This window comes from Actinocrinis sp., from assembly GCF_035653575.1.
Lineage (GTDB): Bacteria > Actinomycetota > Actinomycetes > Streptomycetales > Catenulisporaceae > Actinocrinis.
In genome coordinates, this window is the sequence record NZ_DASRBQ010000022.1 from 14,484 (window position 1) to 39,283 (window position 24,800).

Here is a 24,800-nt window from a genome sequence, read left to right on the forward strand (position 1 = left end):
GCGGCTGGATCGGGGCGTTGACGAGCCGCGACGCGCGCCATCAGCCGGTCGCGTTCGAGCTCGCCGCCGCAGCGCGCGCGACGACACGGCGACTCGGTGCGCGCCGAGTGCCGATCGCGGCGCTCGGTGCGATCACCGCGATGGCTTCGGCGTACGCCGCTCTGGTGATCGTGACGTGGGCCGCGCTACTGCCACAGGCCGCCGCGACGGATCTGGCCGCCATGCCGGACGCCGCGATCACAGCTACTCAGGGTTCTGTCAGTAACTCGGCCGGATCCGGCGGCGCGGGCGATTCCACACCGGCCGGACAGCTCAGTGCCTTGCCTCGCGCGGTGCGCGATGCGGTCAGCGGCGGCGAGTACTCCACCGAGTTGATCACGCGCTCTGACTCGCTGTCGCTGCGGTCAGTGCGTGGCACCGCGCCGGACTCGTTCATCAAGGCGTTCGCCGCGAGCAGTCTCGCGCGGCACGCGGTGCTCGTCGCCGGGAGCTGGCCGGGGCCGACCGCGCAGGGGGCCGCGGTCCCGGTTGCCGCACCCGAGGGCGTCTTCACCGCATTGCATATGAGCATCGGTTCCGTCATCGCGTTGCCCGATGCGGCCGGCAATACGACGATCCGGCTGCGCGTGGTCGGGGAGTTTCGGCGCGCTGGCGCTCCGGCGTCCTGGTGGGCATGGGACGACGTGGGGACTTCCGGCTTCCGCGCGGACGGTCCGTACACCCTGTTCGCGCCACTCGCGGTGGACGACTCGGCGTTCCGGACCGGCGCGCTGAGCGTCGACAGCCGAATGTGGCTGGTCCTTGCGACCACGGCGGCGGCGCGTGATCCGGTGCGTTCGGCCGCGCAGGCCGCGACGATGGCGACGGCGTTCAGTGCCGTGTCTTTTCCCCGGTACGTGGTCGGCGGCTCGTTGGCCGCTGACCTGTCCGCGTTGGACGCTCGGGAAGCGGCCGCGCACGCCGAACTGCTCGGGACCTGCCTGCTGGTGGCGCTCGTGGCGGCGGCCGGCCTGGTGACGGCCGCCTCGCTGCTGACCGGCGAGAGCGCCGCGCAGGACGCGTTGAATCGGGCGCGAGGCGCATCGGGTGCGCGGCTGGCCGCCGGTTACTGGCCGGAGGTGGGCCTCTTGGCTCTGGCGGCAGCGGCCGGGGCGTTCGGCGCGCAGGCGGGTGTGCACCGCCGGTCCGCTGCGGTTTGGCTCGCCGCCGCCTTGATCGCGGTCGCCGCAGCGGCGGTGGTGTGCGTCCGCGCGGCTCGCCCGGCCCCGCCGGCTCAGCTCGCGGTGGCCCGCGGCCGGCAGCCCGCGCTGGCCCGCGCGCTGCGTGACGGCGCCGATCTCGCCTTGCTCGTGCTCGCCGCGCTCGCCCTGTGGCAGGCTTCCGGCTCGCCGCTGCTCGGCACCGGGACGAACGGGTTGCTAGGCGCCAATCCGGTGGTCGCGGCGGCTCCGGCGCTCGTGGTCGTCGCCGTCGCGGCGCTGGTGGGGCGGCTGCTGCCCGCGGCGGCCCGGCGGGCCGAATCCGGCGCGAGCGCTGCCCGGTGGCTGCCGGTGGTGTTCGCCTGCTGGCAACTGAGCCGCAGGCCGCTGGGTTACGCGCTCCCGGCACTGATCTGCGTGGCCGCGGTCGGCGGCAGCACCTTCGCGCTGGCTGAGCACGCGAGCGGGCAGCGCTCCCAAATCGATCAGGCTTCGTATGCCACCGGAGCGCAGGTGCGGGTCGACACGGCCGCGCCGCTGTCGCTTGACCAGGTCGGTGAGGTGACGCACGCGCCCGGGGTCCGGGCGGCGACGCCGGTCGTGCGGATCGCGCAGTCGCAAGGCGCATCGCTGCTCGCGCTCGACGCCGCCGCGGCAGCGAACACCGTGCTGCTGCGGCCTGATCTGGCGTCTCAAAAGCCTGATGCGGTGTGGCGGGAACTCGGCGCCGCGCCGGATCCGGCGACGAGATCCATCGGGGTAACCCTGCCGGGCGCACCTGTCGACCTCGCTCTTCGCGCTAGCCTCACCGCCAGCCCTCCTACCCTCCCCTCGGCGACCGTGGCGGCGACGGTGCAGGACGGAGTCGGCATGACCTATCGGCTCGACCTGGGCAGCCTGCCTGCTGACGGCGCGCAGCACACGCTGTCCGCGAGGCTCACCGCGGCGGATCCGGCCCGGCAAACGCGCGTCGCTTACCCGATCAGAGTGCTGCGGCTGGACCTGGCCTACCAGGCGCCGAGCACGGCCTCCGCGCAGGCCGACTTCTCAGTGTCCGCACTCGCCGGGCGTGGCGTGGGCGCAGCAGGCGCGACGGTGGCCGGCTCTGCCGCGGCCTTGGCATCGTGGCAGGTGACAACCACCTGGGGTGGCGGCGACATCCACTGCGGTGCTTCGTTCCTCGGCAGTTCACTGAGTTCGACCATGCCCTACGAGGAGCCAAGCGCGTCAACGCCTCGCGTCGCGCCCGGTGATGGCACAGTCGTCGACTTCTACACCGGCGTGGGCGAAGACTGGTCGGGCCAGAATCAGTGCACACCGATCGAGGCCTCGCTGTCGCTGAGCGCGAGGCCCGCTCGGGCGGCGCTGCCGGCGATCGCCACTCGCGCCTATCTGGACTCGACCGGGACCGCAGTAGGCGCCACGGTGCCGATCACGGTCAACGGCGCCGCACTGTCCGCGCGGATCGTCGGCTCCGTCGAGGCGTTCCCGACCCTCCCGGAAACCGGTCCCGGGGCGCTGATCACCGATCTGCCGACCCTCGCGGCCGCGGCGGTGGCGCGGGGCGGCGCCGTGTTCCCGACCGACGAATGGTGGCTGAGCGCCGCACCTGGCACGGTTCCCGCGGGCTTGCCGCCCGGCTCCGCGGTCACGACTGCCGCCGGGGCCGCCGGCCAACTGGCCGCGGATCCGCTCTCCCGCGCCGCGACGACGCCGATGCTGGTCGGCGCGGCCGGACTGCCGCTGCTGGCCGCCCTGTGCCTGGCCGCGAGCCTGGCGGCCGGTACCGGCACCGAGCAGGACAGGATCCTGACGCTGCTCGGAGCGGACGGTCGCCAGCGCCTGGCGATTCGCTGCCTGCTCAACGGCGCTGTGGCGGTGCCCGCCGCATTACTCGGCGCAGGCCTGGGATGGGTGGTCGCGCGACTGCTGATTCCCGAGTTCGTGCTCGCCGCGGACGGGCAGCCGCCATCGCCTCCTGCGCTGATCGTCTTCCTCCCGTGGGAGGCCGCGCTCGCGGCCCTCGGGTTGACGGCGGTCGCGATCGCCGGACCGTTCTCCTCCGCGTTGCGCGAACGCCGGCTCTCAGCCGCGGCCAAAGGAGCAGAGCTTTGACTAGGGTGGCCGCGGCGTCGCGGATCGTGGCGTGGTATGCGGCGAACGCGTGGCGGCGCCCTGCCGCGGCAGCGCTCGCCGCGCTGGCCGGACTCGGCTGCTTCGCGATCACCGCCGGGATGCGCATGGATCTGGCGTCTCGTACTCGCGCACTGCACAGCGAGATCGCAGCCGCATCGTCCACTGAATCGACCGTCACGGCCACAACCGACTGGTCCGGCTACAGCACTCAGTCGCAGCCCACAGTCGCCTCGTTCACTGCGTCGACCGCGCAGGTGCACGCCGTACTCGCCGCGCACTTTCCGCTTTCGGCAGCACCATCATCCATGTGGACCGCGTTCGAGACGCCGGAGACCCCGATGGCATCCTGGCCGGCCGCCGCGGCGCCTCATGCCGTCCCCGCTCGTATGAGGCTGATATACCGCGACAGCTACGCGCTGCACTCGCGGTTGCTGGCGGGCCGCCGCCCGTCCGCTCCACCGCCGGGCACTGCCGAACCGACTCCGGATACACCGCTTGAAGCCGATCTCACCACCGCGACCGCGGCGCGGCTCGGCGCCCAGATCGGCTCCGTGCTGACTCTCCTGGCCCCGGACGGATCCGGACTGGTCAGCGTGCGCGTGGTCGGCCTGGTGACGCCCACCGATCCCGCCGCCGCGTTCTGGGCCTCCGACGCCGCGCTCGGCGCGCCGCAACTGGAACACCTGAACGCGGGCAGTCCGTACTGGGCCGTGTCCGCGCTCATCGGCCCCGCTCAGGCGGACGCGCTGCTCGCCGACCACGCCGCGGCCCTCTTCCAGCTGTGGTGGGGCTTCACCGTCGCGACGGACCGGGTGGACGCGGACCATGCCGCGGCCCTCGGCGACCGACTGACCACCATGTCAGGCATCGAATCGGCGCTTGCCTACGATCAGCCCGACGGCGTCCCGGTGACGCTGTACTCTCCGCTCGCGCCGCTGCTGCACGCGTTCGCGAAAGAGCAGCACACCGCGGCACTCGAACTGGCGATGCCGGAGACGAGCATCGGGCTGATCGCGGCGATCACCGCCATCCTGCTCGCCCTCGCGGCGACCGAGGCGCGGCGAGCGGAGGCGCGGGTCCAGCGCGCACGTGGCGCACCGGTCCATTTCCTGGTGCTCGAAAGCCTTTCGGACGGCTTCGTCGTATCCCTTCCCGCCGCGGGCGCGGGGGCTCTCCTCGGCTTCGTTCTCCCAGGGCTGACGCCGAGCAGCGTATACGGACACATCGTCGGCGCCGCCCTGGTCACGGCATGCGCGCCTGCACTGTGCACCCTTTTCATGCACTGGCCGCGCAAAATGAACGCCGCGATGACGACCCGGCGGCGGACGAGAGGCACACGAAGCCGGCGCGTCGTCGCGCAATGTACAGTCGCTGTGGCGTGCGCCGCAGGTCTCGATCTCGCGAGGACACAGGGCATTGATGAAGGCGGCGCGATCAACCCCTATGCCGCTGCCGCACCGGTCCTCATGGCTGCGCTCGCGGCCCTCGCTATCGTGAATGCACTGCCAGCGGCCTTGCGCAGGACGCACCGGTGGGCGGCCCGCGGATCCGGAATCGTCGGCCTGCTCGGGGTCGCACGGGCGGCGCGACGTCCTATCGGCGCGCAGATCGCGGCGTTAGTGCTCACGACCGCAGGATGCACCGCGGATCTCGCCGTTCAGTTGGCGCGGGCGCCACACGCAGGCCGGTTCGACCCGCTCGGCTCCGCCACGACCACAGCCCTGGACGTGCTCGCGATCGCCGCCGTCGTTTCCGGTTGCGTGGCTGCCCTGTTCGCTACGAGGGTCGTTGAAGCCGGCCGCGCGGCAGACGCGGCGAGGCTGTCGGCGATGGGCCTGAGCGCCCGGCAGGCGACGGAAATCGCTCTGGTCGAATCGACGCCGCTCGTGCTTGTCAGTGCATTGATCGGAGCGGTCGCGACAGTGCCGCTGCTGTGGACGGTCCGGCCCGCCCTCGGCTTGGCGGTCCCAGCGGACGCGGGCGCCCTGACTGCGGCGGCCCTCGCCGTGGCGGTCCCCGCGTTGGTGCTCAGTGGGCTGATACCGGCGGTGAGTTCGATCGGCCGCGCCGGCGTGCCGAGAGGTGCGCGAGTCCTGGAACAGGGGGAGGTCCGGTGATCGAATCGCCGTCTTCGCAGGAGCCTGCGATCAAGTGCGAACAGCTCGTGCGGATCTACCGCACCGAGGCGCTGGAGGTGCAGGCGCTCCAGGGACTCGACCTGACCGTGGCCAGCGGCGAGCTGACCGCCCTGGTCGGCGCGTCTGGAAGCGGTAAATCGACGCTGCTGGGGATCTTGGCCGGGCTCGACGCGCCAACCGCGGGATCGGTGCGCGTCGCGGGACAGGAACTCGCCGGCCTGACGAACCGGCAGCGGCTGGCCTACCGGCGCACGACGGTGGGATTCGTCTGGCAGAACCCGCTCAGCAACCTGCTGCCCCACCTCACCGCCGCTCAGAACGTCGCGCAGCCGCTGCGTTTCAGCCGGACCGGGCGCCGTCGGCGGCAGGCGCGGGCCGCGGACCTGCTCGAGTCGCTGGGCGTCGGGCACTGCCGCGACCGGATCCCGGCGCGGCTGTCCGGCGGCGAGCGGCAGCGCACCGCGATCGCGGTGGCCCTGGCCAACAACCCGTCCGTGCTGCTGGCGGACGAGCCGACCGGTGAGCTGGATTCGGAAAGCGCCGAAGTCGTGATCGGCGCGCTGCGAACGGCCAACCGCGAGCACGGCGTCACGGTGCTGATCGTGACCCACGACGGCGGAATCGCGTCGCACGTGCGGCGTACCGTGGCGATTCGCGACGGCCGCACCGCTACTGAGACCCTGCGGGCCGTCGCGCACGGGGACACGGAAGGCGTCGAATACGCGATGGTCGACCGAAACGGCCGCCTTCAACTGCCGCGTGAATACAGCGAGCCGCTTGGAATCCGGGACCGCGTGCGGCTGACCCACGAACCGGGCCACATCGGCGTGTGGCCGTATCAGGTGGCCGCAGAACACCCAGCGCTGGAGCACGTGGACGGCGAGCCGGCGGCGGAGGATGAGGCACGGGGAAACAACGATGGCTGATACCGGCGCGTCGCGCAGCTCGAACTCGGCAGACGGTGACGCATTGATCGAGCTTCGCGGGGTCGAGCGCACCTACGGCAGCGGGCACACCGCGGTGCGGGCGTTGCGCGGGGTCGATCTGGAGCTCAAGCCGGCACGGCTGACCGTGATTCGCGGCCGGTCAGGCTCCGGCAAGAGCACGCTGCTCGGCATCGCCGGCGGCCTGGACCTGCCGACCGGCGGCCGGATCCGGGTCGGCGGCCGCGACGTGTCCGCGATGACGGCCCGCGAGCGCCTGCTGCTGCGCCGCACCGAGGTCGGCTTCGTCTTCCAGTCCTTCGGGCTGGTCCCGTTCCTGAGCGCCGCGGAGAACGTCGGGGTTCCGCTGCGGATCGCCGGAATCCCGCCGCAGCAGCGGGAGGAGCGGGTCGCGCGGGTGCTGGAGGAGGTCGGCATCGCTTCGCACGCGCGGCATCGGCCGGCCGAGCTCTCCGGCGGCCAGCAGCAGCGCGTCGCGATCGCCCGCGCGCTCGCCCAGCGTCCACGCGTGCTGATCGCCGATGAACCCACCGGCCACCTCGACGCCGAAACCGGACTGCTCATCATGCGCCTGCTGCGCCGCATCGTCGACTCGGGAACGGTCACCGTGCTGGTCGCCACTCATGACGCACGGATGGCTGAACTCGCCGATGACGTATTCGACCTGCGCGACGGCCACCTCCGTCCCGCATCTATCTAATTCGACACCTCAGCCGCTCACTTCGGAGACCGGCCCGCCGAGCGGCTAGCGCGCCGCGAGGGACCGCCCGCCGACGGTGTCGGAGCGCATCGTAGACGCCAGCCAGGCCTGGAAACCGGCCGGGTCGAGGTCGGTCCACTGCGGCGCGTCAACGACCTGATCCCGGCCGATTCGCCGGCCGAGGTCCACTGCGGCGCGGCCGACCGGTAGCCGGGCCGCGCCGTAGCCGGTCAGCAGCTCGGGCCAGTCGGACGCCTGGGCCCACAAGCGATCGAGGGTCGCAGCATCCTGCAGCGCCTTGGTCGCGCCGGCACCTGCGTGCGGACGGGTGATGGTCGCCGCGTCGCCGGCCAACAGTGTGCGTAGGCCGACGTATCCAGGAACTTCGAGGTCGTAGATGGGCTGGACGAAGAACCGTTCCCGGTCGGTGAGACGCACCATCGCGGCCCAGTACGGCGGCAGCAGGTCATCGGCCTGCGCGAGCAGGTAGTCCAGCAGCGTGTCAGTCATCGTGCCCGGCGGGATGCTGGTCGGCTCGTCCAGCTTTACGCCGAGTGCCGACGCCGGTGCCTGACCGTACAGGCCCCAGTTCATGACCTGGTTGATCCCCGTGGTGTCGGGGATGCGGTAGGCGATCATGTGGCCGCCAGTCACGCCGACAGTCGCGGCCTCCTGCGCTGACCACCGCTCCCCGCGGCGAAGCAGTCCGTCCAGCTCCGCGAGGCGCTCGACCGGGAATGTGCCGCGCCACAGGAAGTATCCGGCGTACTCAGGCTGAGTATCAGGGAACAGCGATGCGCGCACGATCGACCGGTAACCGTCGGCGCCGACGACGAGATCGAACCGCTCCTCGTTCCCGTCGGCCAAGGCGACCGTCGCGGCGTCCGCACCGTCGCGCACCTCGACGACCGCGGCGCCGGCGCGGTATTCGACCGCCGCGGGAATTCGCCGCCGCAGTTCGTGCCAGAGCGATCCCCAGTTGTACGCCCGAGCGCGGAACGGCACGGTCGCGATTTCGCGCCCGAGCGCCGACTCCTCGCCCTGCGCGAACCAGCGCCGGGAGCTCACCGCCGCCCAGGGCATGCCGTCGTCGACGAACCCGGCGGCCTCCAGCTCCGCGTAGCGGTCCTCGTTGACAGCCAGGCCGACGCCGCGCTCCCGCAGTTCGCCGGTGGCGCGTTCGAACACCACCGTCTCGTCGGCCTTCCCGCGTGCGGCCGCGAGCGCGACCGCGCATCCCGCGATGCTGCCGCCGACGATGCCGACCCGACCGCCCTGCATGCGATTCCCCTTCGCCGCGCCGAGGAGCGAGCGTGACGGCGTGCGTCCCCGTCCGCCGCAATCACCGGACAGCATCTCGCGAACGGCGTTGGAGTTCAGCAGAGATTTGCTGGAGACGGCCAAGTCGCCGCGCGGTCAGCGGCGGCCCGACTCGTCGTAGAACTCGGCGGGTCGCGGCCCGGCGCCCGGCGGCCGGTCGGCCTCCGCCTGCCTGAGCTGGACGCGGCGGATCTTGCCGGAGACGGTCGTCGGCAGGGTGGTGAACTCCAGGCGGCGGATGCGCTGGTAGGGCGCCAGGCGCTCGCGGCAGTGCTCGAAGATGGCGCGTGCCGTGGCCTCGGTGGGCGCCCAGCCGGCCGCGAGCAGGACGAAGGCCTTCGGGACGGCCAGCCGCAGTGGATCGGGCGCGGGGACGACGGCGGCGTCGACCACTGCCTCGTGCTGCACCAGGACGCTCTCCAGCTCGAACGGGGAGATCCGGTAGTCCGAGGCCTTGAAGATGTCGTCCGCGCGGCCGATGAAGGTGATGCGCCCATCGTCGTCGCAGGACCCGATGTCGCCGGTGTGGTAGTAGCCCCCGGCCGTCACCTCGGCGGTGAGCTGCGGGTCGTCGAGATAGCCGGCCATCAGGCCGAGCGGCGGGGGGTTGAGGTCGAGGCAGATCTCGCCCTCCCGCGCGGCACTGCCCGTGACCGGGTCGAGGAGCTTGACCCGGTAGCCGGGAGCGGGGCGGCCCATGGAGCCGGGTTTGACCGGCGACCCCGGTGTGTTCCCGACTTGCAGCGTGGTCTCGGTCTGGCCATAACCGTCGCGGACGGTGACCTGCCAGGCCCGCTGGATCTGTTCGATCACCTCGGGATTGAGCGGTTCTCCCGCGCTCACGACGGTGCGCGGCGGTCTGCGCAGCACCGACAGATCGGCCTGGATCAGCATGCGCCACACGGTGGGTGGTGCGCACAGGCTCGTGACCGCGTGCTGATTCATCTGCTCCAGCAGCCAGGCCGGATCGAACCGCGTGTAGTTGCAGACGAGCACGCAGGCTTCCGCGTTCCAGGGCCCGTACACGCTGCTCCAGGCATGCTTTCCCCAGCCTGCCGAGGAAACGTTGAGGTGGACGTCGCCCGGACGCAGGCCCAGCCAGTACATCGTGGACAGGTGCCCGACCGGATACGAGACGTGCGTGTGCGCGACGAGCTTGGGCCGCGCGGTCGTGCCCGAGGTGAAGTAAAGCAGGAGCGTGTCATCCGCGCGGGTCACACCGTCCGGTGTGAAGTCGACCGGGGCCGTATCGGCCTCGGCGAAGGAGATCCATCCCGACACCGGCGGGCCGACCACAATGTGCGTATATGCGCCCTCGATGCCGGCGAACTTGTCCTCGTCACCGCTCACCGCGATCACATGGCGCACCTCGCCGCGTTCGATGCGGTCCCGCAGATCGTTGGCGGTCAGCAGCGGGGTGGCCGGGATGAGTACGGCTCCGAGCTTCATCGCGGCCAGGATCGTCTCCCAGAGCTCCACGCGGTTGCCCATGATCACCAGGATCCGGTCCCCGCGCCGCACGCCCTGGGCGCGCAGCCAGTTGGCGACCTGGTTCGAGCGCTGAGACAGCTGCGCGAAGGAGCGCGACAGCTGCGAACCGTCGGGTTCGATGATCCGCAACGCCGGCGCCTCGTTGCCCTCGGCGATCACATCGAACCAGTCCAGCGCCCAGTTGAACTCGGTCAGCGCCGGCCAGGTGAACTTCTCATACGCGCCCTCGTAGTCGTCGCGGTGCGCGAGCAGCAGGTCGCGGGCGGCGCGGAACGCCGCGGTGGTTTCGCGCTCCGGGGCCACGCGCCCTGGGGCTTCTTGGGTTGCGGCTTCGCGGGCTGTGACTTCGTGGGTTGTGGCTTCGTGCTCTGACATAGTTCCCTCCGCTCACTGGAAGGCGGCGGCCGAGCCTTCCCGGCCGGACGCGACGGGCCGAACGGCAGGGGCGGACACGACCCTCGGTCCTGACCGGCCGGCTGAAATCCCGCGATAGTGGACGGGACGCCGCGGAGGGAGTCCGTCCATGAGCACTGCTGCCAGTCCCGATCGCCGGGGCGGCCCGGTTCGCGAACCGCGGTCGCGGCGCGGCCACGTGGGCGAGGAGCGGGCGCTGCGCTGGCTCGCGCGCGGCGAGCAGGATCTGCCCCAGGGCGGGGACTGGCTTTCCGAGCGAGAATCCGAGGTCTGCGCGCGGATGCGCTTCACCAAGCGGCGCCGCGAGTTCCAGACGGCACGATGGGCCGCCAAGCAGGCGATGGCCGCCCTCCCGGGCTGTGCGCTCGACCCGGCGCTGCTGGAGGTGCGGCACCACCCGACCGGCGCACCGGAAGCCTGGGCCGACCGCCGTGCGCTGCCGGTCGGGATCTCGCTGAGCGACCGGGCCGGCTGGGCGGTGTGCCTGCTCGGCCTCGAACCCGGCGCCGTCGGCTGCGACCTGGAGTTGGTCGAACCGCGCAGCGCCGCCTTCGTGCGCGACTACTTCACCGCGGCCGAGCGCCGCTTCATCCGCGACGACGATCTGCGGGCGAATCTGCTGTGGTCGGCTAAGGAAAGTGCACTCAAGGTTCTGCGTACGGGACTGCGCAGAGACACTCGGACGGTCGAGGTGAGCGTGACCATGCCCGCAACTCGGTTCGCCGAGGACTCCGGCTGGTGCCCGCTGACCGTGCGCGTGGATCGGGCACGGACGTTCACCGGCTGGTGGGCACGCTACAACGACTTCCTGCTCACCGTCGCCACGGCCGCGCCGACGCCGCCCCCCGTCGGCATCGACGCGATCGCGGCGCTCACTGCCGCCACGCCTGTGCACAGCTGGCTCGACGCCCCGGTCAGCGCGGTTCGCCCTCACGTGCCATCCCTCGCTCCAACGCGTCGATGAGGTAAGGCCGTAGTCCCGAGGCCGGGATGATGCGGTCCACCGAGCCGACCCGCAGCGCTCGCTCGATCGTGTGCACGCCGTCGAATTCGGCGGCCACCTCGCCGAGCTTCTCCGCGCGCACCCGCCGCCTGACCTCCTGCAGTCGCGTGCGGGAGGCGCCGGCCACCCGCGGGTCGCGCTCGGTGCGGGCGTCGACCTCCCGGGCGAAGACCACCGCGGCCGCGGGCGCGCCGCCGATCACCGACGCGAAGGAGCCGTCCAGCGCGGCGATCTCGAGCGACGGGTTGAGCCGCTTGGAGAAGACCACGAACGCGCCGCCGTGGTAGCGCGAGATCACCACGAAGACGATCGGCCCGCGGAAATTGGTCACCGCGCGCCCGATCTCCGCGCCGTACTCCAGCTGCCAGCGGCGCATCGACTCCGGTGAGCCGTCGAACCCGGAGAGGTTGGCGAGCACCACCAGCGGCCGGTTGCCGCTGGCCGCGTTCACCGCGCGCGCGATCTTGCGCGAGGACTGCGGGAACAGCGTGCCCGCGGTCCACGCGGGCGGACCGTCGGCGGGCACGAAGCCGTGTCGGGTCAGCGCGTGCGACTCGAGGCCGAGCAGGCACACCGGGATGCCGCCGATGTGCGCGTCCCAGACGATGGCGGTCTCCGCGTCGCGCCAGCGCCGCCAGCGCTCCAGCGGCTCGGCGTCGGCGTCGACCACCGCGCGCAGCACCGAGCGGGTGTCGAAGGGGTTCTTGCGCTCGGGGTTGCGGTCCGCCGAGAACACCTCGCCGACCAGCGTGAAGTCCGAGCCGTCGGCCGGGTGGTGCGGCGCGAGGCGCACGTCGCGGTCGGCCGGGTCCGTCGTCGGCCGGCGGCGCGGGAACCGCTCGCCGGGCACCACGTAGCAGTGTTCGTAGTGCCGCAGCAGGATGCCGCAGGCCTCTGTCACGGTGCGCGCGCCGTACTGGGCCTGGCCGTTGGGGCCCATGATGTGCTCGAGCCCGCCGACGCCGAGGTTGTCCTCGGCCGAGACGCCGCCGGAGAAATCAAGGGCCTGCTTTCCGGTCAGCACCATCGCGCCGGTGCGCACCATGATCAGGATTCCGCGGGTGTGCATGAGCATGGTGGCCTCGGCGTTCCAGTACGGCTGCGCACCGACGTTGATGCCGGTCACCACGACGTTGACCTCGCCGCCCGCCTGGGTGAACTCGATCAGCCCGCGCAGCACCGCGGCGATCCAGTCCATGTTCTCGGTGCCGCTGTCCATCGCGATGCGGGCCCCGGAGGAGACCGCGAACCATTCCACCGGCACCCGCAGCCGGGCCGCCAGCCGCAGGGCGGCGAGGATCCGGCGGCACTCCGGCTCGGCGAGCGCGCCCATGCCGCGGGTCGGGTCGCCCAGGATCGCCGCCCGCGTCATGCCTTCCGGAACCTTGGCCGTGTAGTTGGTGACCAGGCCGACGACGACGTTCGCGCTGTTGGCTCCCGGCGGCCGCTCGACCGGCGAGAGTTCGTCGTTGTCATCGAGGTCGTACTCGGCGAAGCCGCCGCGGGGGAACGCGCTGCGCGTCCCGGCCTGGGGGCTGATCATGCGGATGATCTCGTACGGATACGGGACGCCGATGCGCTGCGCGCGCAGGACCTTCTGCCGGTACTGCGTCAGCGGGCTGACGGGTGCGTCGCCGACCGGGAATTCGCGCACGAGTACTTCTTCGCCGCCCACGCCCTCCAGGTGCAGCACCGCGTCGCGCAGCCGGTCGCCCTGCGGGATCCGCACGCGCATGACGACCTTCTCCAAGCCCACGCCGACCGCCAGCGGGGCGAACGGGCGGGCCAGCTCGCGCCACAGCTCGCGCGGCACGTCGAACGGCGGCCGCACGTAGAGCACGATGCGGTTGTTCTGCGGGCGCCTGCCGGGATCGAGTCCGACCATGGCCTGCCGCATCGCCGCCAGCGCTTGCAGGCCCATCCGCTCCAGCCGCGGCAGCGAGACGACGCGGCCGCTCTCGTCGCGCACCGCCGTCAGGTCCCTGACTTCGGCGATCGCGAAGAGCCTGACGTCGCCCGCGTTCTCCCGCGCCGTGCACCGGAACAGGAAGACGTCCTCGACGGAAGGCAGCCGCTGCACCTCGAAGTTGGCCAGGCGCCACAGCTCGATCCGCTCGGCGATCATCGGGTGCAGGTTCCGGTGCAGCGTGTCCTCCTCGAACCCCGGCGCCCCGTCGCCGCGGGGCCGGAAGCTGAAGTGCTGGGTCCGGCGGTATTCCGGGGCGTCGCCGTTCTCGCTGGTCACGGTGACCTCGACGCGCCGCGGGCAGCGCCCGAAGTCGCAGTCGCCCAGCGCGTCCGCGATGCGCGCGGCCATCGCGTCGGCGCTCGGCCGCAACCCGGAACGCCAGGTGGACAGGTCGACGACGACCTCGCCGTCCGCACCCGGGCGACCGGCCAGGTGATGCGCGACCGCCGCCGCGGCCTGGTGCAGATCGTCCAGCTCGACGAACCCGGCGACCAGGTGGAAGCGTTCGCCTTCGTGCTCGAAGTCGGCCGTGGCCAGCACCATGTCGTCGCGCTCGTCGAATGAGACCGACGTAAGGGACCTGGTGCTGTAGAACCGGCGGATGTAGACCTCGAGCAGGGCCTTGCGGAACGAGCCGGCGGCCTTCACCGAGCGCAGCAGCAGCCGGCCGCGTAGCGGTTGCGGACACCGCACCAGGCGCTCGATGCGCCGGACCCGGTCGTCTCCGGAGGCTTCCGCCTCCAACGCGTCGAGATGCTCGTCCATCTCCTGGTAGAACCCTGCCAGAGATCGTTCGAGCAGCGGCTCGTCGAAGTAGCGGAAGCGCACGTCACGCGCCAGGTCGGCGACGACGGGGTGCCGCGATTGGGCCGCCGCGGCCAGCCGGTCGAGCAGGGAGCGCAGCCCCGGGCCGGCGGCGTGCGCGAGGGCGTCGTGGCGCGACAGGCGCCGCTCCAGGACCGCGGCCGCGGTCGGGGCGAGCAGATCCGCGCGCAGCACCGAGGAGTAGAGCCAGAAGACGGCTTCCTCCAATTGCGGGCTGCGTTCCAGGCTGTGCACGCCGTATCGCGCCAGCGCCCGCTTCAACCGGGCGATGAAGCGCGGCGGCAGGTCAGCGCGTTCGGGATCGAGCCATTGCAAATACGAGAGCAGATACTCGTGCGCGCTGGCGTCCTGGCCGGCCTCGGAGCTGTTGCCGTCGTGGGCCTCCGGCTGCGGGCGATACAGGCCGCTGACGTCCGCGAACAGATCGAGGAACTCCTCCTCCGCGCGCAGCAGCGCCGCGTCGTCCGCCGGCAGCGTCACGGCCAGCTCGCGCTGCGCCGCGACGACGCGCCGCACGGCCGCCTCGTCGAGGTCGAAGCCGAGCAGATACCGGTGCAGCGCGCCGTAGACCGCGGCGCAGTCCCAGGTGTCGGTCTCGTCCGTGGACGCGAGTGCGGCGAAGTCGGCGAGACCGCCGGTTCGAGCGGTGCTCGGCGCGGCCTTCTCGCGGATGCGCAGCAGCGGTGCGCCGGTCGTGACCTGCGAGCCGGCGACCACGTCCACGCCGGTGACCTGCCCGGAGAACGGCGCGGTGAGCGTCGCCTCCATCTTCATGCTCTCCAGCACCAGCAGCGGGTCACCCTCGGCCACCTTGTCGCCGGCCGCGACCCGCACGGCGGCGACATAGGCGGGAAACTCGGCCCGCACCAGGCCGCCGTCCTCTCGATAGACCCGGTGGGTCGCCCCGCCCGCGTCCACGAGGAAAGAAGAACCCTGCGTCACGCAGACGAGCCGCCAGGTGACCGCGGCGCAGCGAACGCGCCGTTCATACGGACCCTGACGCTCGACCTCGACGTCGACGACATCGTCGCCGACCGCGACGCGATAGGCGTGTGGACCGGTGCGGAACACTTCGAGGGCGTACATGCGCCCCCGATAGCGAAGCCGGACCCGTTGGCCGACGTCTCCGGACCGCTCCGGCCGCCCGCGCGCCGCGGCCGCGTGGAAGACCGCCGCCCTCGCCGCGTGATCGATGTCGTACGCCTCGATACCGGCCTGGATCACGGCCATCGGCTCGGGCGCGGCCAGATGCCCGCCCTCGGCCACGAGGCCGTCGAGCCACAGGTTGTCGACCGCTCCCGCACGCAGCTCCGGCCGGTCCAACAGGGACCGCAGGAACAGCCGGTTCGTAGTGCCGCCGGCCACCACCACCGCGGTCTGGTCGAGCGCCCGGCGCAGCCGCGCCAGCGCCTCCTCGCGATCCCGTCCCCAAGCCACCACCTTCGCGATCATCGAGTCGAAGTCCGGGACCACCTCGTCGCCCTCGACGATTCCGGAGTCGACGCGGATCCCCGGACCGCCCGGGGGCCGCCACAGCTCGATGCGGCCGGGCGCCGCGGCGAAGCCCCGCTCGGGATCCTCCGCGCACAGCCGGGCCTCGACCGCGTGGCCGTGCGCCGGTGGCGGCTCGCCTTCCAGCCTGCCGCCGCGCGCGACGTGCAGTTGCAGCTTGACCAGATCGACTCCGGTGGTCCGCTCGGTCACCGGATGCTCGACCTGAAGCCGGGTGTTGACCTCCAGGAAGTAATGGCGACCGCTCTGCGTGTCCACCAGGAACTCGACGGTGCCGGCGTTGCGATAACCCGCCGCCTGGCACATGAGGATCGCATCCTGCTTGATCGCGCGTTCCGCCTCCGCGTCCAGCGCCGGGGAGGCGGACTCCTCGATAACCTTCTGATGCCGCCGCTGCACGGTGCAGTCCCGCACTCCGAGCGCCCACACGTTGCCGTAGTCGTCGGCGATGATCTGCACCTCGACGTGCCGGGCCTGCGGCACCAGGCGCTCGATGAAGAGCGTGGGGTCGCCGAAGGCCAGGGTCGCCTCCGCGCGCGCGGCGTCCAGCGCCTCGGCGAGCGCCTCCGGCTGGCGCACGACCCTGATTCCCCGGCCGCCGCCACCGGCCGCGGCCTTTAAGACCACCGGATAGCCGATCCGTGCGGCCTGCTCGGCCGCGTCCGCCACGCCGGCCACGTCGCTGGTGGCCCCGGGAACCACGGGCACGCCGGCCTTGATGGCCAGCCGGCGGGCCGCCAGCTTGTCGCCGAGCAGCGCGATCGTCTGGCTGTCCGGCCCGACGAAGGCGATGTCCTCCTGCTCGCAGCGGCGGGCGAAGCCCGCGTGCTCGGCGACGAAGCCCCAGCCGACCCACACCGCGTCGGAGTCGGCCCGCTTCAGCGCGGCGATCACCCGCTCCTCGTCCAGATAAGCCGCCTTGCGCCGCCCGTCCACCGGATCGGTGAACGTGGCGGGGCCGAGCGAGACCGCCTCGTCGGCGAGCCCGACGAACCAGGCGTCGGCGTCGGCCTCGGTGCGCACGATGATCGAGGTGATCCGCGTGCCTTCGTCGGCTCCCAGCTCCGCGGCGGCGTCCAGCGCGCGCTTCGCGCTCTCACCCCGGTTGAGGATGGCCAGTCGGGTGATCGCCGGCATTCAGACCACCCCGGCCAGCGAGTTCCGCACGTCGGCGGGCACCGGGTCGGGCAACGGCGTCGCCCGGTAGCCCTCGAGTCGGACGATGACACCTCCCTTGGCGTCGAGGACCGAGGCGTCGAAGTGCTCCCCGCTGCGCTGGACCCGCACGAAGGCCGGTCCTTCGCTCGCCGGCCACACCCGGACCCGGTCGACGTGGCGCGGCAGCGCGAGCTCTCCGTCCTGCGCGGCCTGGATCAGGCCCGCGGTCTGGAAGCAGAGCTCTACCAGCCGCGGCGCGGCGAGGGTGGGGGACTGCTGCGGCTCGTGATCGGGCGGCAGCCCGTCGGCCAGCGCGGCCGCGGTGGCGCCGTCCTGCCCCCAAGCTGAGGCGACGACCTGGTACGCCGGCCCGTGGAAGTAAAGCCGGTAGATATCGGCTGCGGGCACCGCGACCGCGCTATCGGCCCGGCGCGGGGCTCCTTCCCGCTCGCTGCGCTCCGGCCGGTGCGTCAGCCGCACCTTCCCGGTGAAGTGGACCGTGCGAATCGTCACCGGCTCCTCGTCGACCGCGTGCGGCATCGTGCGCTCCGCTTCCAGCGAGCACTGCGCGACCAGGTCGGGGCCGTCCGGGCGCAACAGCGCGCGCACGGTGATCTCGCGCGGCTCGTCCCGGTAGAACTTCAGCGGCGCGAGGAACTCGACGTCCTCCACGTCCCCGACCAGCCAGTCCGGCGCGGCCAGCCGGGCGATCTCGGCGAAGGCCTCGATGCCCATGACCCCCGGCAGCACCGGGGTGCCGTCGATGCGGTGGTCGTTCAGGAACGGCTGGCCCAGCGGATCGAGCGTCGTGCGCACGATCAGGCCGTCGGTCCCGAACGACTCGACGGTGCCGATCATCGGCCCGGCCTGCGCGGTGTCGAACCGCTCTGGCAGCACGCCGCCGGACTCGTCCGGCGGCGCGGCCAGCGCCCCGAGCGCGCCCGCGGCGACGACCTCGCCCGACTCGCCGCTCTCGGTCAGTTCGGCGCGCAGCCAGTCGATCGCGGCCCGCGCCGGCAGCAGCTCGATCCCGGCGCGCTTCATCACGGCGGGGATGGAGCCGCGCGAAGCCATGCCGATGCCCGCCCACGCGCTCCAGTCCACGGCCAGGGCCCGGATCTGCGAGCCGGTGCGCCGCAGGCCGCTGACACACTTGCACAGCAGGTCGTTGGCGGCGCTGTAGTCGGTCTGGCCGGCGTTGCCGAACCGGGCGGCCACGGAGCTGAACGCGACGACGGTGCCGATCGGCAGCTCGCCGGCGCCGCGCAGCAGGTTGAACCAGCCGTCCGCCTTGACGTCGAAGACGCGGTCGAACTCGGCCGGCTCTTTGTCCGCCAGCGCGTGGCTGATCTCCATTCCGGCGGCGTGTACGAGCACGTCGACGCGCCCGGACAGCTCGCGGATGCTGGACATGGTCGCCGCGACCGCGGCCGCGTCGGTGAGGTTAACCCGGTGGTAGTGGGCGGTTCCTCCGGCTGCGCGCACCGCGTCGACCGCCTGGCGCGCGGCGTTGCTGCGCTCCTGGCGAGAGAGTTCGGCCTCGATCAGGACCGGGGTCGGGCGCTCGCCGCGGGCCTTGAGCCGCTCGGCCACCACGAGCTTGAACGCCTCGCGATCCGCGCTGAACAGCCGCGCATCCTCGTCGCCCTCCTCCGGGCACTCGGCCAGGTCGAGCAGGTGGAAGGTGCCGGGCATGTGCCGGGCCAGGTCGGCCACGATCGCGCTGACGATGCCGCCGGCCGCGCCGGTGACCGCGAAGACCGAGTGCGGACCGAGCGGACTGCCCTGGCCGCTGCGCGGTTCCTCGGTCAGGCCGACCGTCCAGCGCATGGCGTCGGCGTGGCCGATTTCGACGCAGCCGGGGTCCTTGAGCGTCTCCTCGATCAGCGTGTCCGCGATCCACGCGGTCTTGCGGCTGCGCGGGAAGTCCACGGCCTTCACGAGGGTCTCGGGCTGCTCGCGCCGGTAGGCCTTGGCGAAGCCGGTGATCGCGCCGCCCATGACGGCCTTCGCTCCCGCGTCGTCGTACCCGTGGTAGCCGCCGAGGCGGGTGCCGGTGACGAGGAACGGCGACTGCTCGTACAGCGCGCGCATCAGCCGGTAGAGCTGCTTGACGCGCAGGTTCAGCGCGGCGCGCCAGGCCGGCAGGTCCATCGTCTCGACCGGGCCCTCGTCATCGAGCCCTGCGAGCCAGTAGACGCCCTGGACGCTCCCGGTGACGTCTGAGGTGCCGTCGGGGGAGAGCAGCACGACCTCGCAGCCCTCCTTCTCCAGCCGGGAGACCAGTTGCTTGGCGACTCCGCCGGAATCCGGCATGACCACGACGCGGCTACCGGAACCGAGCGTGGCCCCGGTCGGCTTGCACAGGTCGAGCGCCGGACGCGCCACCGGGTGCGCCACCCGCCGCAGCACGTTCACGTCCTGCTCGTCCGCGGCCTGCGGGGCCTCGCCTCGCGCTGGCTGCTCGGACGCCGCCGCAGCCGTCTGACGCTGCTTGACCCAGTCGATCACGTGGTTGAGGGTGGGGAAGTCGCGCAGGCGCAGGTTTTCGTCGCGTTCGAGGTGGAAGCGTTGGCGTACGGCGGCGAAGACTTCGGCCTGTTTGACGGTGTCGACGCCGAGGTCGGCTTCGAGGTCGAGGTCGGGTTCGAGCAGTTCGGGCGGGTAGCCGGTGGTCTGGGACACGATCTCGACGACGGCCGTGGTCACCTCGTCGGTGTCAGCTCCCTGTGAAACCGGCTCCGGCGTGACCGCTTCCTCGGCGGCCGGCTCGGCGAACGTGATCGGGATCACGACCGTCTCAGGCTCCTGCTCCGGCGTGCCGGTCCGCTGCTTGACCCAGTCGATCACGTGGTTGAGGGTGGGGAAGTCGCGCAGGCGCAGGTTTTCGTCGCGTTCGAGGTGGAAGCGTCGGCGTACGGCGGCGAAGACTTCGGCCTGTTTGACGGTGTCGACGCCGAGGTCGGCTTCGAGGTCCAGGTCGGGTTCGAGCAGTTCCGGCGGGTAGCCGGTGGTCTGAGACACGATCTCGACGACCGCCGTGGCCACCTCGTCGGTGGCGGCGCCTGCACCGGTGCCGATGTCAGGCCGCTGCGAAACTGGTTCGGGTACGGCCGGTTCGATCCGCGGTTCGTCCATCACCAGGTCGGGTTCGGGTGCGGTCGCGGGCGCGATCGTGCCCACGGGTGCTGTCGTCATGCCCGCGGTGATGTCCTCGGCGACGCGCAGGCGCCGGGTCACCACTTCCAAGCGCGCTTCGGCTCTGCCGCTGACGGAGCTGAGCCAGCCGCGCCAGGCCTGCGGGTCCGCGATGCGGTAGGCGTAGCCGAGCTCGGTCGGCGCGCGGCGGCGGCCGTCCGGCATGGGCGTCCAGCGCAGGAGTGACATCGCGATCTGCGAGCCGAATCCGGCGGCCAGCCGCAGCGCGTAGCGCACGGGGTAGGCGCCGCCGAGGGACAGGTTGAGGTCCCCGAGCTCGGGGTCGCGCTCCTTGAAGTTGGGCACCGGCGGGACGATGCCGGTCTCCAGGGCTTTGACCGCGACGACGTCCTCGATGCCGGCGCCCATCGCGTGCCCGGTGAAGCCCTTGGTGTTGGTGATCACGACCTCGTCTGCCCGTGGCCCGAAGGTGCGTCGCAGAGCGTTGATTTCAGCTGCCGCGCTGCCGCCGCGGGCCGGGGTGTAAGTCTCATGCGACACGAACACCGTGTGCGCGGCGATCTGGTCGCGCTGCACGCCCCGGGTTTCGGCCTGGCGCAGCAGCTGGTCCATGACCTGCGAGATGTGGTCCACGTCGAGGCGGGTGCCGTGGAAGGCGCTGTTCGCGACGACGGTGGCGAGCACTTCGCAGATCGGCTGCACGCCGCGCTCGCGGGCGGCCTCCGCGGACTCGACCACCAGCGCGGCGGCCCCGGCTCCGACGATCATGCCGTGCCGGCGCCGGTCGAAGGGCAGCGCCGCGTCCTGCACCGACTCGTCGGTGGCCGCGGCCCCGGAGGCGAGGAATCCCGAGCCGATCCACGGCAGCAGCGCGTCGCTGGTGGCGTCGTCGGCCGAGACGATGATCACGCGGCGGCAGCGCCCGGTGCGGATCCAGTCCTCGGCCACCGCGAGCGCCATCGTGGTGCTCGCGCAGGCCGCGTTGACCTGGGTGTTGGGCCCGCGCGCGCCGATGATCTCAGCGAACTGCGAGTGGCCCATCGACAGGGCGCGGAACAGGAACCTGCGATCGAACCGGTAGGGCTCGGCCGCCAGCAGCTCGCGCAGCCGCGCGATCTGCACGTCAGCCTCCTTACGCGCCGGGTCCGTCTCGGCGATGCGGTCGCGCACGGTCAGCAGCGCCGTGAGCTGTTCGCGCCGGCCGCGGTCGGTGAAGTAGTGCTCGAGGTCTGCGGCGAACGCGTCATAGGCCGGGAACGCGGAGGCGAACACGACTCCGGTGTCGTCGCGCATTGACTCCGGCAGGCCCCAGCGGTCCGGCAGCCGCGTGCCGAGCGTGGTGGTCCGGTAGTGCATGACCAGCGGAATGCCGGCGTCACGCAGTGCGTCGAAGCCCGCGCCGACGGCCAGCCTTGTGGATACGTCGAGTGCTGCGTCGCGCTCGGCGTCGACGCCGAACTCAGCCACCACGTCCAGCGGGGCGTTGCGCCCGGCCAGCTTGATGACCTCGGCCTCGTCGTCGATGCTCTCGAAGGTCGGGTCGCCGGCGGCGCGCTTGACCAGCCGGGTGATGCGCCGGTCCACCATCGCGCTGCGCACCGCCCGCGGCACGCTGCCGATGAACTGCTGCCCGGCCAGGATCCGCGCCACGTTCGCGTCGTCGAAGACCCGCTCGACGCCGGGCAGGCCCAGCGCGGCACCGGTCACGGCGACCGGTTCGCTCGCCGCGGACGGCTCGGCGGGCGAGGTGGCCGCGCCGGAGCTGGAGGCCTGCGGGGTCTCGCCGTTGAACAGCCTGAGGCCCTGCTCGATCGCTTCGGCGAACACCTTGCCCAGCTCGGCGTAGGCGGTGGTGGAAAGTCGCGTGCCCTGCGCCGTCGCGGTATCGCGCTGCGGCGTGGAAAGCTCCGCGTGCCTCGGCGCCGCCTCCGCCTGCGGCTCAGCAGAGCCCGCATACAGCCCGGCGGCGTAGAGACCGGCCAGCGCGTTCGTGAACGAGGTCTGGTCGCCGGTCTTGGGATGGTTGGTGTACAACGCGATCACATCCTCATGCGCCGAGCCGAGCACGTCGTCGGCGAAGCCCTGCAGCGCCTTCTTCGGACCGACCTCGACGAAGACCCGCGCCCCGGCTTCGTAGAGGGTGTGCAGACCGGCGATGAACTGCACCGGCGAGGCGACCTGACGGCCGAGCAGGTCGAGCATGGTCTCCACGCCCGCGTCCGCCGGGTAGAAGCGGCCGGTCACGTTCGAGACGATCGGCAGCTGCGGCGGCGCGATGTTCAACCGCCGCAACGCGGCCTTGAGCGGTTCGCTCGCCGGGGCGACGATCCGCGTGTGGAAGGCGTGGCTGACCGGGATCCGGGTCGCGGTCATACCGGCCGCCCGGAACGCGGCGATCGCCCGCGTGACATCCATGGTGCCGCCGCCGATGACGGCCTGCTTGGTGCTGTTGATGTTGGCGATGACGACGTACCCGGGGTCCCGCGAGACGATCAGCTCGATCTCTTCCAGCGGCCCGAACACGGCGGCCATCGCCCCGTTGTCCTCGAGTTCCAGCGACGCCATCTCGTGTCCGCGCGCGCTGACCGCCTCGAGCGCCGCCGCGAAGCTCAGCGATCCGGCGGCGGCGAGCGCGCCGTATTCGCCGAGGCTGTGGCCCATCACCAGGTCGGGGGTGAATCCGTACGAGGCCAGCAGCCGGGTGAGCGCGAGGTCGGCGGTGAGCACGGCGGGCTGGGTGATCTCGGTCTGCAGCAGCCGCAGTTCCAGCGCCTCGGTGTCGGCGCCGTAGATGAACGAGCTGAGCGGGCGGCCGAGCAGTGGCGTCATGATCGCGTCGGCCTCGGCGAACGTGTCCGCGACGATCGGCTCGCTCTCGCGCAGCTGAGCCAGCATGTTGACGTACTGCGAGCCCTGCCCGGTGTACAGGAACGCGACCTTCCCCGGAGCGCCGCGGCCCAGGAAGACGCCTTGCGACCGCAGCGCGCGCCACATCGCGGGCGCGGTGAAAGCCTGGATCGCCTTGGCGGCCTTCGCGGCCAGGTCCTCCTTGCCCGTGTAGGCGATCGCGACCCGCACCGGGGCGGCGGCCTTGGCGGCGTCGGGAGGAGCGGGCGCGCGCAGCGCCTTCAGGCCCTTGACGACCTCGGCGTCGTCGCGCCCGGCGACCATCGCGATGTTGGCCGGCGGGGGAGTGATGCGCGCGGGAGGAGCGGCAATCGGCGCCGTGCGTGCGGGAGCCGCCGAGGACGGAGCGGTCGGCGTGGGCGCGGATGCGGGCGAGCTGGTGGGCGCGGTAATGGTCGGCGCGGTGACGGCTGCCGACGAGGCGACAGCGGTCGTGGCCGTGGAAGTCGCCGGTACGGCAGACGCGAACGAGCGCGCGGCTCCCTGCGGCCGGTGCTGTCCGGGCACGTACTCCTCCAGCACCACATGGAAGTTCGTGCCGCCGAACCCGAACGCGCTCACGCCGGCGAGGCGAGGAGTCCCGCCGGTCGGATCAGGCCACTCACGCAGCGTGGTGTTCACCCGGAACGGCGTCGCCGCCCAGTCCACGCCCGGATTCGGCCGGTCGAAGTGCAGGCTTGGCGCGAGCGTCCGGTGATGCAGGCTGAGCACGGTCTTGGCCAGCCCCGCCGCGCCCGCCGCGGCCTTCAGGTGCCCGATGTTCGACTTCACCGAGCCGAGCGCGATCGAGCCCGGCGCGGCGCCCGCCTTCAGGAAGACCTCGTCGAGAACGCCGAGCTCCACCGCGTCGCCGACCGCCGTGGAGGTTCCGTGCGCCTCGACGTACGTGGCCGAGCACGGATCCTGTCCGGCGTCACGCCACGCCCGTTCCACGGCCAGGCGCTGGCCGACCGGGTTCGGCGCGGTGATCCCCTTGCCCTTGCCGTCGCTGGAACCGGCGATGCCGGTGATCAGCGCATAGATTCGGTCGCCGTCGCGCTCCGCGTCGGCGAGGCGCTTGAGCACGAACAGCGCGGCCCCCTCGCCCATCACGAAGCCGTCCGCGCCCGCGTCGAAAGGCCGGGTCCCGGTCGCCGACAGCGCGCCGATCTTGCAGAACTTGATGAACGCGCTCGCGCCCATGTTGCGGTCCACGCCGCCGGTGACCGCCGCGTCGTAGTCGCCGGCCTGCAGTCCGCGTACCGCCGACGCCACCCCGGCCAGGGCCGAGGCGCAGGCCGCGTCCGTGGTGAAGTTCGGGCCGCGCAGATTGAACAGAGCCGCCACCCGCCCGGCCAGCACGTTGGACAGCTCGCCTGGCATGGTGTCCTCGGTCACCGGCCGGAACCCGGCCAGGAAGTCCCGCCGCGTCTCCTCGATCACCGCCGTGCGCACCGCGACATCGAGGGCTGCGAACGACGGCGCGGTGGAAAGCGAGCGGGCGAACTGGGGAAAGGACAGGCGCGTGTTCGTGTCGTAGTGCTTCTCCCCGCCGATCGCGTTGCCCAGGATGACGGCGACGCGCTCGGGATCGACCGTCCACGAGGGCCAGCCCGCGTCGAGCAGCGCCGCGCGCGCCCCGGCGACGGCCCACTTCTGGCCGTCGTCGAGCTGCTCGGCGACCGCGGGCGGCACCGGCAGGCGCCAGCCCAGCGGATCCCAGACGAACTGCCGCACCCATCCTCCGATGCGCGAATAGGTCTTGTCGGGTACTGCCGGATCCGGGTCGTAGAACAGCTCCGGATCCCAGCGGCCGGCCGGTACGTCGCCGATCGAGTAGCGGCCGGCGGTCAGGTTGGCCCAGAAGGCCGCAAGGTCGGCGGCGTCGGGCATGATCGCGCTCATGCCGACGACCGCGATCGGTTCGCGGGTGTAAACGTCCATCG

The 24,800-nt window shown here is 72.1% G+C and carries 9 protein-coding genes; 5 read left to right on the plus strand and 4 right to left on the minus strand.

The genetic code is table 11. The features are described 5' to 3' along the window. Positions 1–17: 17 nt before the first annotated feature. The 4 genes from VFA06_RS03445 (at position 18) to VFA06_RS03460 (ending at position 7,117) form a co-directional block, all read left to right on the plus strand. A complete protein-coding gene (locus VFA06_RS03445) occupies positions 18–3,314 on the plus strand; it encodes a hypothetical protein (protein ID WP_324838899.1) in 3,297 nt (1,098 codons plus the stop codon). A gap of 614 nt (positions 3,315–3,928) precedes the next feature. Beyond that, positions 3,929–5,452 carry a hypothetical protein gene (locus tag VFA06_RS03450; RefSeq protein ID WP_324838900.1) on the plus strand — a complete coding sequence of 508 codons (1,524 nt, stop codon included), beginning with the start codon at positions 3,929–3,931 and terminating at the stop codon, positions 5,450–5,452. Further along, positions 5,449–6,399, plus strand: coding sequence for an ABC transporter ATP-binding protein (locus VFA06_RS03455; protein ID WP_324838901.1), 951 nt, complete (start codon positions 5,449–5,451; stop codon positions 6,397–6,399). The genes VFA06_RS03450 and VFA06_RS03455 overlap by 4 nt, the downstream gene beginning before the upstream one ends. Then, a complete protein-coding gene (locus VFA06_RS03460; RefSeq protein ID WP_324838902.1) occupies positions 6,392–7,117 on the plus strand; it encodes an ABC transporter ATP-binding protein in 726 nt (241 codons plus the stop codon). The genes VFA06_RS03455 and VFA06_RS03460 overlap by 8 nt, the downstream gene beginning before the upstream one ends. A gap of 45 nt (positions 7,118–7,162) precedes the next feature. On the opposite strand, the gene VFA06_RS03465 is transcribed toward VFA06_RS03460, so the two are convergent. Both VFA06_RS03465 and VFA06_RS03470 read right to left on the minus strand, forming a co-directional pair. Continuing rightward, a complete protein-coding gene (locus VFA06_RS03465) occupies positions 7,163–8,398 on the minus strand; it encodes an FAD-dependent monooxygenase (RefSeq protein ID WP_324838903.1) in 1,236 nt (411 codons plus the stop codon). Positions 8,399–8,533: 135 nt separating this feature from the next. Next, complete coding sequence (locus VFA06_RS03470; protein WP_414639816.1) at positions 8,534–10,303, minus strand: AMP-binding protein; 1,770 nt, start codon at positions 10,301–10,303, stop codon at positions 8,534–8,536. A 148-nt stretch (positions 10,304–10,451) separates the two neighbouring features. On the opposite strand from VFA06_RS03470, the gene VFA06_RS03475 reads away from it, so the two are divergent. Then, positions 10,452–11,306, plus strand: coding sequence for a 4'-phosphopantetheinyl transferase family protein (locus VFA06_RS03475; protein WP_324838906.1), 855 nt, complete (start codon positions 10,452–10,454; stop codon positions 11,304–11,306). On the opposite strand, the gene VFA06_RS03480 is transcribed toward VFA06_RS03475, so the two are convergent. Both VFA06_RS03480 and VFA06_RS03485 read right to left on the minus strand, forming a co-directional pair. Continuing rightward, on the minus strand, positions 11,257–16,788 hold the full coding sequence (locus tag VFA06_RS03480; protein ID WP_324838907.1) for a carboxyl transferase domain-containing protein: 5,532 nt from the start codon (positions 16,786–16,788) through the stop codon (positions 11,257–11,259). The two genes, VFA06_RS03475 and VFA06_RS03480, sit on opposite strands and share 50 nt — an antisense overlap. After that, positions 16,789–24,798, minus strand: coding sequence for an SDR family NAD(P)-dependent oxidoreductase (locus VFA06_RS03485; RefSeq protein WP_324838908.1), 8,010 nt, complete (start codon positions 24,796–24,798; stop codon positions 16,789–16,791). Between the last annotated feature and the right edge of the window lie 2 nt (positions 24,799–24,800).